This is a genomic window from Ruegeria sp. BHSC043 (genome assembly GCF_059612985.1).
The window spans coordinates 730485-744520 of record NZ_JBXWRS010000001.1 but is presented as its reverse complement, the minus strand read 5'-3'; the positions used below and the strand labels follow the sequence as shown (position 1 = coordinate 744520).

Annotated in this window: 10 protein-coding genes; 5 read left to right on the top strand and 5 right to left on the bottom strand. The window is 54.2% G+C overall.

The annotated features are described in order from the left end of the window. The first annotated feature begins 4 nt into the window (after positions 1-4). On the top strand, positions 5-1246 hold the full coding sequence (locus AC2FMM_RS03655) for an efflux RND transporter periplasmic adaptor subunit (RefSeq protein ID WP_496795808.1): 1242 nt from the start codon (positions 5-7) through the stop codon (positions 1244-1246). Positions 1247-1367: 121 nt separating this feature from the next. Here AC2FMM_RS03655 and AC2FMM_RS03650 read toward each other — a convergent pair whose 3' ends face one another. Beyond that, positions 1368-2000, bottom strand: coding sequence for a tyrosine-type recombinase/integrase (locus AC2FMM_RS03650; protein ID WP_496795807.1), 633 nt, complete (start codon positions 1998-2000; stop codon positions 1368-1370). A 254-nt stretch (positions 2001-2254) separates the two neighbouring features. On the opposite strand from AC2FMM_RS03650, the gene AC2FMM_RS03645 reads away from it, so the two are divergent. The 4 genes from AC2FMM_RS03645 (at position 2255) to AC2FMM_RS03630 (ending at position 7757) form a co-directional block, all read left to right on the top strand. Then, the gene (locus AC2FMM_RS03645; RefSeq protein ID WP_496795806.1) at positions 2255-3304 is read left to right on the top strand and encodes a GFA family protein; all 1050 of its coding nucleotides are present in this window, start codon (positions 2255-2257) and stop codon (positions 3302-3304) included. 142 nt (positions 3305-3446) lie between these two features. Continuing rightward, positions 3447-5093, top strand: a complete 1647-nt coding sequence (locus AC2FMM_RS03640) for an adenylate/guanylate cyclase domain-containing protein (RefSeq protein WP_093964034.1) — start codon at positions 3447-3449, stop codon at positions 5091-5093. A gap of 291 nt (positions 5094-5384) precedes the next feature. After that, a complete protein-coding gene (locus AC2FMM_RS03635) occupies positions 5385-6902 on the top strand; it encodes an amidohydrolase family protein (RefSeq protein ID WP_496795805.1) in 1518 nt (505 codons plus the stop codon). A gap of 384 nt (positions 6903-7286) precedes the next feature. Next, on the top strand, positions 7287-7757 hold the full coding sequence (locus tag AC2FMM_RS03630; protein ID WP_496713380.1) for a hypothetical protein: 471 nt from the start codon (positions 7287-7289) through the stop codon (positions 7755-7757). Positions 7758-7998: 241 nt separating this feature from the next. Here the strand turns inward: AC2FMM_RS03630 and AC2FMM_RS03625 are convergent, their stop codons facing one another. The 4 genes from AC2FMM_RS03625 to AC2FMM_RS03610 form a co-directional block, all read right to left on the bottom strand. Then, positions 7999-8706: an IS6 family transposase gene (locus AC2FMM_RS03625; protein WP_496795804.1), complete on the bottom strand. Its 708-nt coding sequence runs from the start codon at positions 8704-8706 to the stop codon at positions 7999-8001. A 288-nt stretch (positions 8707-8994) separates the two neighbouring features. Beyond that, complete coding sequence (locus AC2FMM_RS03620) at positions 8995-9702, bottom strand: IS6 family transposase (protein WP_496795803.1); 708 nt, start codon at positions 9700-9702, stop codon at positions 8995-8997. A 1504-nt stretch (positions 9703-11206) separates the two neighbouring features. After that, a complete protein-coding gene (locus tag AC2FMM_RS03615) occupies positions 11207-12790 on the bottom strand; it encodes a ShlB/FhaC/HecB family hemolysin secretion/activation protein (protein WP_496795802.1) in 1584 nt (527 codons plus the stop codon). Positions 12791-12969: 179 nt separating this feature from the next. Beyond that, positions 12970-13902 carry an SdiA-regulated domain-containing protein gene (locus AC2FMM_RS03610; RefSeq protein ID WP_496795801.1) on the bottom strand — a complete coding sequence of 311 codons (933 nt, stop codon included), beginning with the start codon at positions 13900-13902 and terminating at the stop codon, positions 12970-12972. Positions 13903-14036: the final 134 nt, after the last annotated feature.

The following is a 14036-nucleotide window of genomic DNA, read 5'->3' as shown; positions in this document are numbered from 1 at the left end:
ATTCGTGAGCGCGCGAAAAAGGTACTCTCGGTCGATCTTAACAATTGTTTCAGCGATTGTGGTTGCGGTTACTCTCCTTGCCGCTTTCTGGCCGCGCCCGATACTGGTCGATACTGCGACGGTAGAACGCGGCAATATGATTGTTACCATCAACGAAGAAGGCAAAACGAGGGTTAAGGAACCCTATGTCGTTTCTTCCCCTATTGCCGGTGAACTGCAACGTGTTACGGTTCTGCCCGGTGACCGTGTCGTCGGTGGTGAAACGATCGTTGCCCGCATGACGCCGGCCAATCCATCGGCTCTGGATGTACGTACCCGCGAGCAAGCACTTGCTGCGGTCAGCGCCGCCGAAGCAGCGCTCAGGGTTGCCCGCGCGGATTTAAACGCGGCATTGGCTACGGACGACTTCGCGCAAAGCGAACTTGAGCGCACACAAAAGCTTGTTGCTAAAGGCATAGCAAGCAAAGTCACGATGGAAAGGTCCGAGCAGGCCGCCAGAATCGCTAAAGCCAACCTCGATACAGTCCAGGCTGCAATCGCGATGCGAGAGGCAGAACTGGCCAATGCGCGCGCGCGATTGATTGGATTTGATGACGCAGGTCTAGCCGAAGCGCTTGAGGATAGCGGGGCGCCCTCCTACAGTATTCCGCTGCGCGCACCCATCGACGGAACTATTTTGAAAGTTATCCAGAAAAGTGAAACAACACTCCCGGCTGGTGAGCCGATATTGGAAATCGGAAACATCGAAGGCGACCTCGAAGTAGTGGCCGAACTCTTGTCGTCAGAAGCGGTGCAGGTCAGCGAAGGGGATCGTGTAATTATCACCAATTGGGGCGGCCTTGGCGATCTGAGTGGTTCAGTTAGCCGGATTGACCCCTATGGATACACGAAGTACTCAGCACTGGGAGTAGAGGAACAGCGGGTTGAAACCACGATACAATTCGACGGTCCAAGCGAGGTTCGAGGGACTTTGGGACACGGATATCGTATCGAAGTCCGCATAGTCGTCTGGGAACAAGAAGACGTCACCATCGTTCCTTCAGCTGCGCTGTTTCGACAGGAAGCGAATTGGGCCGTCTTTGCCAATGCTGGCGGCCGCGCAGTTCTAAAGAAGGTGGACATCGGCCAAAACAATGGTGTCGAAGCTCAAGTGCTAAGTGGATTGGAGCCGGGTGATACGGTGGTTCTTTTTCCATCAGCCAATCTGATTGACGGCTCGCGAATTGAAGAAAGGCAGATAAAGTAACGGGTCTTTATTCGGGCGGTTTGACCATGTCTGTTTTGGGCTCGAAGCAGTCGTTGGCGGGGCCTTGGCTGTCCGTCCGGTCTAGGAAAGCGAACGGCATCTTATGCCGTTCGCCGATCGTTTACATGTCGATCTTCTCGGCGATTGCCAACGCATCTTCGAGCTCGACCCCAAGGTATCGAACCGTGCTGTCTACTTTGGTGTGTCCGAGCAGGAGCTGGACCGCACGAAGGTTGCCGGTCTTTCGATAGATTTGAGCGGCTTTGGCGCGCCTCAGCGAATGCGTGCCGTATCCGCTCGGGTCCAAGCCGATCGCCGACACCCAGTCCTGGACAAGCCGCGCGTACTGCCGGGTCGATACATGCGGTCGATCGTGGATCCTGCTGGGAAACAGAAACACACCCCCGACCATCTCGGGAGACGGAACCCAGTTCCAGATGGACTCACGCGTGTTTTCAGAGACCTCGAACTGGACTGGTCGTTGTGTCTTGCTTTGGATGACAGAGACACGATCGCGGACACTGCCCCCAATCACGAATTCGGCGACCTTCAACCGGACGAGATCGCAGCCACGCAACTTGCTGTCGATCGCGAGGTTGAACAGGGCGAGGTCCCTGAGATTCCGCGCCAGTTTGAGGCGGGCACGAATCGCCCATACCTGCTTTGGGAGCAGCGGGAGTTTCTGGCCCACAAGCCGCCCTTTGTTCGACGGGCGGCGTTTCGGTTTGACAGCGGGAAGTTGGACTTTGGACATGAGATTTCCTCAATCCGTCCCTCCCGCTCCCGGCGTCGACACTGTGTAGACGGGGTGATTCTAGCCCAGACCGTGAATGGCCGGTTCCGGATTCGAGGTTGCGTTGCATGTTGCATCGCCGCAAGGCGGCAGAGAGCCCTGAACGGTCTTTCAAAACTGGAAATTAACACCTCAGCTACCGTAGCTCGATGCGACCGATTTTATGCTACAGTAAGCAGGAACAAATTGGAGATTGTTGGCTCGGAGCAACGGAGATGGAACGCAAATTAGCGGCCATTCTGGCGACCGATATAGTCGGTTTCGCGGGATTGGTATCACGAGATGAAAGCGGAACATTAGCTAAGTTGGTTCGACTAGAACGTGAAATCATCGGCATGCAGGTGGAAGCAAACCGCGGTCGTGTTTTTAAGTCTACTGGCGATGGCTTTTTGGCTGAGTTCTCGAGTGTCTTTGAGGCGGTCAATTGTGCAATCAACATTCAAAGAGCGTGCGCGCGCGAAGCACGCCAATCGAATAGTGACGACCCACTCATTTTACGCGTCGGAGTTTCGCTCGGTGATGTTGTTGTGCACGGCGATGATATACTCGGCGAGGGCGTAAATACTGCCGCACGGCTTGAGGCAATAGCGGAACCAGGCGGAATCGCGGTTTCAGGGGAAGTGATGGCGCAAATAGCTGGCAAGATAGATCTTCCGCTGGCGGATTGCGGTCACAAAAAACTCAAGAGAACTGATAGTCCAATACATGTCTACATGACCATTTCAGAACCCGGGAAAGAAGGAGGTTTTCTGGATTTTGATGAAGATGAATTGGCCAAAACCTTAATAACTGGTGGCTGCATCTGTGGGTTGGTCCGATATGAAATAAACGCGCCTGCCATAAGCACAGGGTATTGCCATTGTAGTTGTTGCAGAAAATTTTCTGGCTCAGCAGTTAATGCATGGGCGGCCTTTCCCGCTTCTGCTGTTCGATTTCTCACCGAGGAACCTCGGTACTTCGCAACTACGCCGATAGCAAATCGTGGCTTTTGTGCCAAATGCGGGGCAAGCCTAACTTATAAGCTCGTGAAGCCACGAGAAACGGCCTATCTGGTCCTGCATACTTCGAGCCTCGACCAACCAGAAAACTTTGCTCCCTCGGTCCACTCCGGAATAGAAAGCAAAATGCCTTGGTTTGATATTTTGGATGATTTGCCGCGGACAAGATCTTCAGACTCCAGAGTTTTGCAAGAAGCGTGGTCAAGTGTCGGTCTACCAGACCCTGAGACTTGGGGACCTTTGGCTAAGCCACCTGCAGTATTTTAGTGATGGAGCGATTTCTGCTTTGTCCGTATAGCGGAAGTAGACGATGATCAAACCAAGGTCAGCTATCCGAAGAAGTCGTCCCCACATGTTGTCAGTTTGCCGATCCGATCGTTCTTGCTAGGCTGGACGGCGGAGGAACTGGATGCGTTCACGGATCACGACATTGATGTTTGTCGATATGGTCGGATACTCGCGAATGATGAGCGCCGATCAAGACGCTGCGATCGAGGCGGTTCGTGAGCTGAAGAACAAGCAGCTAGAGCCCGTCCTTTCTGATTTCGGCGGCGAGATTCTCAAACGTATGGGCGATGGCTGGATCATCGCCTTTTCGTCCATCAGTGCGGCTCTAGACAGCGCAATTCAGGTGCAGACGAACCTTTACGATCACCGGAAACTGAAGCTGAGGATCGGGTGTCACCTGGGTGAGATCGTTGAAGATGAAGATGATTTCTACGGTGCCGGTGTGAATATTACGCAGCGTATCCAGACTGAAGCACCGCCGGGAGGTGTGATGGTGTCGGAAGATCTGTTTCGGCAATTGTCCAGCGACCGCGCCAAGCTTCTTAGCGACGCAGGCACGTTCAACCTGAAGAACATTTCGCAACCGGTCAGGCTGTATCAGTGGCGCCCGGCTCCCGGTCTAAAACGGAAGCTGGACGATGTTCCTTCAATCGCAGTGCAGGCCTTCGAATTCGCTCCGATCGATCCAGAAACTGGTGCTGTGGCCGGCGACTTGCGCGACCAGTTGATCGTTCGTGTCTCGCGTCGCAAGGGCGTGTTGATATTCGACGCTTCCGACAAGAACGTGGAAAAGGCGACTTATGACTTGCGCGGACGGTTGCGCATAGCCGGGGGAAGGGGCCGGTTGACTGTGACCTTGACCTCACGGGCAGATGCCCGGCCTGTCTGGTCGCAAACATACGAGGCGCCGACAGAGGATATCTTTGCCTTCTGTGACGAAGTGCTCGAACTGGCGGAGGGTGATCTGCGTCTGCAAACCAATGCATTCGACGGGGATCGCCTGGTCGAAATCCCACTCGAGGATTTGAGTGTCTCGGAACTCAGGGCACGGGCGGCCAACGAATACTACAAAGTGACGATGGAGAGCTGGACGTATGGTCTCGCTCTCATGGAACGTGCGATTTCACTGAATCCGTATGATGCGGTATCGCTTTGCATGCGGGTAGAAGCCCAGATCATGCTGCATGGAGCACGCTACCAAGACCTGCCAGCAGACCTACGACAAATCTATGCCGAGGACCTTAACACGGCGGTCATCCAGTCGCCGCAGAGTGACTACGTGTTCTGGACCCGAGCGTATTTCCGGCTTGCCGTTGATGACGACGTCCCAGGCGCCCGAGCTGATCTGAAGCGAAGTGCAGAAATCAATCCGGCGTATCTCGAGAACTACGAGCTCAGAGGGCAGATCCTCCTTCGAGAGTCCGATTTCGAGGGTGCCGATGCCGCCTTTTCCCGGTTGATCGAACGAGGCGCTCAGAACCCGCTTCAGCCTTACCGGCTGTTCATGAGAGGTGTAGCAAGGTTCTGCGCGGGAGACTTCGAAGGAGCCGCCCAAGATGCTGCCGCGGCTTCTGACCTGCGCCCGAACGAAGCGGGTCACCTGAAACTCCGCGCAATGGCCCTCAATGAAATGCAGATGGGAAAAATGGCCAAAGCTTGCTTGACGGCCGCCCGCAAGCTCTCCCCGGAACCGATGATGACAACCAAGCTGCCAGTTCTGCCGCCCGAGTTTCGCTGGATTTCGGACAAGCTGAAGCCCGGCACCTGATATTTGCGAACAGCAAGAGGGATCGTTTTGGGCGCGCCTCGTCAATGCCCGCTTCGTCCGCAACTCGGACATAGACCCTAGTTTGCTGGACGTCCGGTCTCGGTGAAAGCAGACATCGCACAACGTCGCCCCGATTTCGTCGGCTTGAATGTCTGTTTCTGTCGAAAGCGGTCATTTTTGAAAAACACCCCGAGTTCCGCTATGCGGACGAACCCGACATTACATTCTTTCATCCACATTTTTTGCGGAAGCGGATAAACAGACCTTGGTTCGATTTGGGGAGTACTCTGCATGCGCTACTTTATTGCCGCCGCTGTTCTGTCGTTGTCGGTCGGTCTGGCCCATGCGCAAACTTATGACCTTGTCATCGAAGGCGCGCGCGTTGTCGATCCCGAGACCGCACTTGATCAGGTCAGAAATATTGGCATCACCGGCGATGAAATCGCGATTGTGACACCAGAGCCGATTACCGGCGCTTCGGTGATCGATGCAACGGGCCTCATCGCAGCGCCGGGCTTCATCGACCTGCATGCGCATGGGCAAGACCGGTATAGCGAGAAAGTCTCGATTTTCGATGGCCGCACCACACAAATGGACCTCGAAGCGGGGGCGTTGCCGGTGTCTGACTACTTCGCCGCCAAGGCTGGCGTGTCCCTGTCCAACTACGGTGTTTCGGTGTCTCATGCCGCGGCACGCCTGATGGTGATGGACGGTATCGATGCGCAAGGCAGCCCGATGATGACCCACGCCCTTCAGAAAGCAGGCGCTACGGGGAACTTGTGGGCTGTCCAACGGGCCACCGACGCGCAACTGGACCAGATTGACGATCTGGTGAGACAGGGCGTGGAAGAAGGGGGGATCGGCATCGGAGTGATGGTGGGGTACTACCCGAATGCGCAAAGCGAGGGTGTCACGCGTATGGCGCAACTTGCCGCTGCGGAGGGCAGCTTCCTCACGACGCATCCCAGATATCTGAGCATCATCTCGCCCAGTGGCGTGCTTGGTCAGGAAGAGTTTGTGGCGCTCGGCATGGCCTATGACGTGCCGATTTTGCTGCACCATGTGCCCACGAACGCCTTGTCCGCGACGGAGCAGGCGCTGGATATCATCGAAGCGGCCAACCGCAACGGCGGCAATATTCTCGGAGAGGCGTTTCCTTACGTCAGAGGATCAAGTTTCATCGCAGCGGAAATTCTCGCCGAAGGCTGGCAGGAGCGCACAGGCATGGATTACGACGATCTGATCTGGGTCGAGACCGGCGAAACGTTGACGGAAGAGACCTTTGAAAAGTATCGCAGCGAACGGCCCGATGGGTTCTTTCTGATGGAGCACATCATGCGAAAGGACATGCTAGCTGCAGTTCTTCACCCCGACATCATCATTGCAAGCGACGGCATGCCACTGGTTGATGACGCAGGTGCCTCGCTGCCTTTTGCAGCCCCTTTCGGCGTCGGTAACGGCCATCCGCGCAGTGCTGGGACTTTTGGTGCCTATTTGCGGATAGCAATTGACGACGGCAGTCTGACAATGCCGCAAATCATCGCCAAGACCGGTTTCATACAAGCGAAGTTTCTGGAGCCATTTGCTCCGGAGATGCACAAACGCGGACGACTGCAAGCCGGTGCATTTGCCGATATCACGATCTTCGACCCGGACACTGTAAAGGGAGTTGCAGGATACACGCCCGGAACCAACAGCCTGCCATCGGAAGGCTTTGTGCATGTTATCGTCAACGGGCAACCTGTCGTGACCGAAGGACAACTTGTCGAGGATATCTTTCCGGGCGTAGCCATCAGAGCGAGCCGATAGCAGTCCGCCGGACCCGAGAATGCGGATCAATTATTTCTGGGCAAGAAACTTCCGGAACGAACTTCCGCCTTGGGCTCGTCTCAGTCATCTGAGGCTTTTTATCAGATGACTGGTGTGCGGACGAAGCTGTCGTTCTCCCATTAACCGGTTTCAGTATCTGTGCTTGAGCAACGGCGATGGCGGGCGCGGTTGCCCGGCAGCAAGAAGCCGAGCGTGATACCGCTGGTAGGCCCGGAGGTCCATGTCGCGAGAGATGAACTCGCTGCCCCGGTCGACGCGGATCGTATCCTCAAAGCTTGCCTTGCACATAGACAAAAACCCGAATGCGTATAATGTTTTTCCAGTCCTGGTTTTTTTTAACCAGTCGCATGAGGAGGAAGAGCAATGAAGTCTCTCACTGTTTTTTTGGTTTCCTGCACAGCTTTTTGGGTCATGCAAGCGGCAGACGCTCTGGCCGCAAACTGCGGAACCGACTTTCAGCATGCCTATGAAAAGGGCGTTCGCGATGGTCGGGGCGATGGTTCTCATTTGCGTGAATATGACCCGATGCACCATGGTCGGAAGGTTGCCAGAAAATGGAATGAGCGCGGAAACTGTTATCGCGAGGGTTACGATGTAGGATATCGGAATGCTGCTGCCGATGCGCGAAAAAAGCCCTCGCGACCCTCGCATGAAAACGCTCCCACGCCGGGCTCCAACGAACGGGCATATTACGACGACGGATGCCATGAGGGTACCGGTGACGCACATATGAGCATGAGCATGGCATACGAGCGGCACTCGGACATGTATGACCGCAGGTTCGAGCCTTTTTTCAGGCAAGGCTATGAACACTGCTGGAAGTTGTTCAGGTGATAACTTGACGTAGTGGGGGCAGCCACGCCAGGTTCAATTTCTGGCAGTGGCTGCCGTTTAAATGGACGATAATAGAGGTGGCGACGAAAGCAGCTTTTCTCTCACCAGTGATTCTGGCGCCCGGATTCGTCCTTTAGAATAATGTAGAAAACATGCACGCTGCTGCGACCTGTCAACGTATTCACGGAGGTGCTGTCAGACAGATTCTAACCAGTCTCAGTTTGCCGCGAAAACCGCGAACCTATCCGGAACAAAGTTGACGCCACTCGCTAAGAGCGGCGGTGCGTGTCTGCTTGAAGGAGTCTCGGCTGGCTAGCGATCTTTCCTGGTTGAAGTGGTTGTACACGGAGGAATGGACGGAGGCGAATTTCTGTAGACTTCGCATGCGCTTGAAACGCTGCATCGCGCGTTCGCGTCGTCGAAACGGCAGGTGCGAATTCTCGACGCGGTTGTTTAGCCACCTGCCCGTCTGTTGTTTTTCGAGAGCACCCAAATCTCTAAGGGCAGCCTTGTAGGAAGCGAAGCGATCTGTGACGATCTCTTCGGCGCAGCCGTGCCGCTTCATCAATTTCTTGAGAAATTTCAGTGCTGCAGCTTTGTTACGGCGCTTCGTTACAACCGCTTCCAGCACCTCGCCTTCGTCATCCACAGCGCGCCAAAGATAATGCCGTTTGCCATTCACTTTCACAAAGACCTCGTCCACGTGCCACTTCCGTTTTGAAAAGGTTCGGAGTTGCTGCACACGCTTCCGTCTGATCTCAGCGGCGAACATCGGGCCGAACCTATTCCACCAATAGCGGACTGTCTCATGGCTTACATCGATCCCACGTTCATGTAGGAGATCTTCGACATTCCGAAGCGAGAGTGCAACTCGGATGTACAGCATCACCGCCAGGCGGATGATTTCGGGGCTGGTTTTGAAGTATTTGAAGGAGGCAGGTTTGGTCATTCCTAAATGCTATGCAACCGCCCTGCCCCGTTCAAGCAAAGTTCTTCTGACAAGACCAGGGAAAATCCGCCCGAAGCGACCCCGCGAAAATACGGAACTGAGACTGGCGTCAGAACCGTGCCTTAGTTGTGCTTGCTAGATCGCCTCTGATAGAAAACGGGTATGGTAAACCACTGAAATCTCTACATAAATCCGGGACAGAAAGTATCAATGGAGTAAGACGGGACTGGGTGGCGGTGCTGTCAGACAGATTCTAACCAGTCTCAGTTTCCCAATAACCACGGGAACTTAGGCGGAACAGAGCTGACGCCACTCGGCAAGAGCGGCGTTGCGGATCAGCTTGAAGTTTTCGCGGGTGTAGAGGTGGCGCTCCTGGTTGAAATGGTTGTAAACGGAGGAATGAACGGCGGCGAACTTCTGCAAACTTCGCATGCGCCGGAAGCGCTGCATGGCCCGTTCTCTTCGTCGGAATGGCAGGTGCGAATTCTCAACCCGATTGTTCAACCAACGGCCTGTATGCTGCAGATCGGCCGCTCCAACCTCCCGCAACGCCGCACGGTACAAAGGGAGGCGGTCCGTCACCAGAACTTCCGGCCGACCGTAGCGCCGCATCAATTTTCTGAGGAATTTCAGAGCGGCTCGCTTGTTTCGACGTTTCGTGACCACGGCTTCCAGAACTTCGCCTTCGTGATCAACAGCGCGCCACATGTAGTGACGTTCGCCGTTGATCTTCACGAAAACCTCGTCGACATGCCACTGCCATTGCCGCCCGGATCGCAGTCTTTCCGCCCGCCGACGCCGGATTTCTGACGCGAACATCGGACCAAATCTGTTCCACCAGAAACGGATCGTCTCGTGACTTACATCAATACCGCGCTCGTGCAGCAGATCTTCGACATTCCGCAGCGACAAAGGGAAACGAACGTACATCATGACCGCAAAGCGGATAATTTCCGGGCTGCTATGAAAGTATTGGAATGGATCACACTTGGGCATGGCCAGAGGCTACGAAACCGCCCTGCCCGCCTCAACCAAATTCCTTCTGACACCACCACCGCCTGGTCCGACCGGCCCAGATGGTCGGAGGCTCTGCGAGGAAGTGCGGCACTTTAGATTATTGGCCCAGTTGAAGTAAATTTAGGTACCGAGCATTATCGGGATACTTCAGCCGACGTAAACGCCAGAGGATAAGGGCAATACGAAATCCAGTTAACCAGATGACAATTGACGAACTACTGGTCGATTAATCTCATTGTCCGAGCAAAACCTACCCAGCGAGCTTCAGCGCTGCTTTCGTTTGACCGAGATAATGCATCCGGAATGCTTCGGGTGCCGTGCTGGTACATCACGAGCCATCGCATCCACATTTCCAAGGTGTCGTAGTGCCCCGCTGTTCAGCAACACGCCGCGCCCGGCATCATACCGACGCTGTCCAAATCCGCTGGCAACGCATTCCCAGTCTTCCTTGTCTGCCGCGTTGCGGAACCTCGGCAGGTCGTGCGGGTCATGCCGTCCGGGTGTTGCTGCGACGTGATCGTGTTTCTTCGCATTGATTTGGTGGGTTAAATGATGGGACACTTGTGTTGTGCCAGGTTGTTGGACAGTACCGGTTGTCGGCCTCGGCTTTGGACGCATGATCGTCACGACGCCTTGTGGTTTCGGATGTCCTGGGACGGCCACGTGAGTTGCCGTAGGTTTTGGTGTCAACTGTGGAACCTGGCCAGGAACCGCCGTGGGAACCTGATTGGGGGTTCCTGTTGGCACAAGCGTTGGTGCAGCCGTAGTACCGCTGGGTTGCGGAACACGGCCGGGCACTGCGACCGGAATTTGGTTTGGTGTTGCAGTCGGGACGAGCGGTGGCACAGCAGTTTGACCGGTGGGCTGAGGCGGGACCTGACCAGGAACTGCGACTGGTATTTGGTTTGGTGTCGCGGTGGGCACAACTGGCGGCACCGCTGTTGGGCCGGTAGGTTGAGGCGGAACCTGGCCAGGGATAGCTATCGGAACTTGATTGGGAGTTGCAGTCGGAACTTGCGGCGGCACCGCGGTAGGCCCGGTAGCCAATGGCGGAACCTGATTTGGAACGGCTGTCGGAACCCGGTTTGGAGTCGCATTTGGAGTCAAAGGCGGAGCTAGGGTCGGCGCTACTACCGGCGTGGGAACCTGACCGGGAACCGCTATTGGTGTCGCGATAGGAACCTGACCGGGAATTGCGTTCGGAATCGCGCCCGGCGCAAGGACTGGAACAGTAACGGACGTGGGCGTTTGCTGCGTTCCCTTAGGCGGCAACTGATTTGCTACCGGCTGAGTTGGGCCGGTAATTTGATTACCTGTTACTTGCCCACCGGCCTGCCCGCAGCCTTGGCTTGACTGGTGAGGATTCCCTACGCCACGGCACCACCCGTAGTGATTTCCGCCGGCAACGACCTGTGTAGCGGCCAGTTCTGCAATCAAACAAGCTGTCGTAAGTAACGCAATTCTGTTCAGTTTCATAACATCCTCACCAACTTGTTGTCAGAGCAAGATACGCGCCTGGGTCGCCCGAGTCGGTCAGAGGACCGTCTCTCAAAGGGACGCCAACGTATCCGGATAGGAATAAGTTTCGCTTAAACTCGATGTCCAGCCCCAACCCGGTCGATGCCAGTGTAGCACTTCCCACTTCGAAACTGGCGGGATCATTATTCGAGATGTAACCAACGTCGAGAAAAGCGAAGGGCGTAAGACGATTTACGCTCTGCGAGCTTGGGAAATAGGAGTGAGATACTTCGAAGATTGCTGAAATCCCTGAGTCACCATCCACTTCGTCAAAGCGGTATCCACGCAACGCATAACGATCACCAAGGAAGTACTCTTCGACAGAGGGTAGCCGGTCTGATGTATACTGACCCCAGATCTCTGTCCGCCAAGCTGTGTTGGGCGATAAGCCCGGTAGGGGGCTTTCGTATCCAATGCCGCCCCTCAAATGCCAGAACGAAGAGTCCCCGTCATCAAAGCTTGCGTCGGTCGTGTCGTTGTCATTGTCACCAAATGACAGAGTTAACCCTGCTTCAAGCGCTTGCCCCTTTGGATAATTCTGGCCGTAAAGGTAAGTGAGGCCAACGACACTGGCGTCACTCGATAGTGGAACCCCTCCGCTGACTGAATCCGCTTCTGAAAGACGGTAGTCCAGCAGCAGGTATCCATATCGGGCTACATCGCGGATAACGGGGTAACCCAATGCGACGGTGAAGTTTTCCCCGTCGACATCAGTTCTTGCGAAATCGCCAGAGATATCACGCTTGGCGTTTACATTGCCGTAGAAGATCTCACCGTACAAACCATTACTGTTAAGAGGCGTGCGATAGGTAAGAGCGCCCCATAATGAGTGTTCATCGTCTTTGTTCCAATTGTAATTGCCTGAACCCTCAAATCGCAGCAAATCCCCAACGGTCAGCGTCGAATAAAATTCTTGTACGACATAGAAACTGAGCGCTTCTCCAAGCTCACGCGGAGGATTGTCTAGTGTCGCACTACCGGCTTGTTTGCTCAGAGGTTCTCCCAAGACTCTCAGCCGAGCACCAGCCTGATCCGGGTAATCAAGTTCGGTCGATACGTCCAAATCGGGTATGTCCTCGGCTAGCATAACCGCCCGCTCAAATCGTTTGAGAGTTATTGGATATGCGGTAGTGAGGGGGCGAAAGATCTTTTCTAAGCTTTGGAACGTGCGAGTATCTACGCCTTCAATTTCGATGGTTTGAATACGCCCTTCATCAACAACAATGCTCTGCCCATCGGGGCCAGGCCAGGCCTCAGCCAAAAAATAGCCGTCTTCTCGGTAGATCTGCGTGATCGTTGATGCGACCTCCACCGCTGTGATGCGGCCTGACCGATCAAAGGCCAACTGACCGGCAAAAGTTAACAACTCATCAGAATCATACACGGTTACGCCGCTGACAGAGTGCCGGGATGCGACGTCCCAGGTTTGGGCAATGCTACTTTTTGGAACTGATGCAGTTGCCACAAGAGTGCAAATGATCGCAGAAACAACCGAGCTGAGTACGCGCATTTTTGACAACCTTAAGGTGATTGGCATGTTGAAGTCCAATCCTATTATGTGGTTCGCATGTGTGAACCTGACGCTACTCGAATGTATTGATGGGTGATGTTTTTGAGAAACACAGCGAACAGAGCGCAGATTTACTTAATACGCCGCACATACGACGGCGCTCAATTACACAACCCCGCTATTTTAGCATTTAAAGTAGAGAGCTAGTAGGACAGTCCTCACAACTCCGGCTGCTCAAAAACATAAAGCCGCGATTTCTTGGCATCGTCTGTCAGAATATAGAGAAGCCCTCTCGTCTCATCGAGAGCGATCCCTTCGGGATGTTTAACTTCTTTTTGTTTTCCATCTACTGTGAACGTCAAACTGATAGACTTTACTGACTTGGATTCTGGATTGTAGACGAAGATCTGACGGCCTTTGTCACTCAAAATCCAGAGAGAACGTGAGTACCGGGACCATGCCAAGCCACTCAAATCCAGTTCATCATCATCTACACGCTCGGAGATAAAACCTGCATCGCGGGCTAAAGGAATGATCTCAATAATTTCGTCTAGCTCTGGCGATAACACCATCAACAACCTTGGTTCTCCCTCAATGCCAACGAAGACCCGCCCGGAATCCGGGTCAACGGCGATGCCTTCGGGTCCCTTGTTCAAAGGGTTGCCGACGAGTAATTCAGCGGCGGTCGGGAAACCTTTAAGAGATGCGAGAGGTATTTTAGTCAGTTGAATGGGGTCAGTTGGGTGAACGACTAGGATTGATCGGTCAGTTTCTTGAAGCACCAAAACAGACCCATCTTTTCGAGATGCAACACCCTCCAAATCTGATCCTGCCAATGCTGGCAACTTGAAAGAGTTTTCTAATACCCCGTCGACTCCGAGTAGGTGCAGTTTAGGTTCGGCATCACTTACAGACCACAAGAAGCCTTCAGCGTTAGACATTGCCAAACCAGAAGGCTCTGAAAATCCCTCTGATTTGTCTGCCACCTTGAATTTATCGACCAGAACCAAACCAGCACTTTCGGCGCAGGCAAAATCGGTCCAAGGCATGAAGGCTGCCGCAACCAAGCTGGCCGCAAAAGCGAGTCGTCTAAGTTTGCAGAAACACCATGAAATTTGAGCTTTTGACGAAAACACTCTGTTTTCTGTCATTGAATTCTCTCGCGCTTGGACCACATCCCTGTGTCAGCGTTCGTATCACAGTCCGGATGCGATGTCCGAAGAATGCACTGTAATCTCTTTACCTGATCCCGCCTGTTGCGATTGAATTGAATGGGGCATGACGT

What these genes read in the sequence shown, in the direction of transcription:
- AC2FMM_RS03650 (WP_496795807.1), bottom strand. Translation starts at nt 2,000, where the DNA reads ATGTCCAAAGTCCAACTTCCCGCTGTCAAACCGAAACGCCGCCCGTCG.
- AC2FMM_RS03645 (WP_496795806.1), top strand. Translation starts at nt 2,255, where the DNA reads ATGGAACGCAAATTAGCGGCCATTCTGGCGACCGATATAGTCGGTTTC.
- AC2FMM_RS03640 (WP_093964034.1), top strand. Translation starts at nt 3,447, where the DNA reads ATGCGTTCACGGATCACGACATTGATGTTTGTCGATATGGTCGGATAC.
- AC2FMM_RS03635 (WP_496795805.1), top strand. Translation starts at nt 5,385, where the DNA reads ATGCGCTACTTTATTGCCGCCGCTGTTCTGTCGTTGTCGGTCGGTCTG.
- AC2FMM_RS03630 (WP_496713380.1), top strand. Translation starts at nt 7,287, where the DNA reads ATGAAGTCTCTCACTGTTTTTTTGGTTTCCTGCACAGCTTTTTGGGTC.
- AC2FMM_RS03625 (WP_496795804.1), bottom strand. Translation starts at nt 8,706, where the DNA reads ATGACCAAACCTGCCTCCTTCAAATACTTCAAAACCAGCCCCGAAATC.
- AC2FMM_RS03620 (WP_496795803.1), bottom strand. Translation starts at nt 9,702, where the DNA reads ATGCCCAAGTGTGATCCATTCCAATACTTTCATAGCAGCCCGGAAATT.
- AC2FMM_RS03610 (WP_496795801.1), bottom strand. Translation starts at nt 13,902, where the DNA reads ATGACAGAAAACAGAGTGTTTTCGTCAAAAGCTCAAATTTCATGGTGT.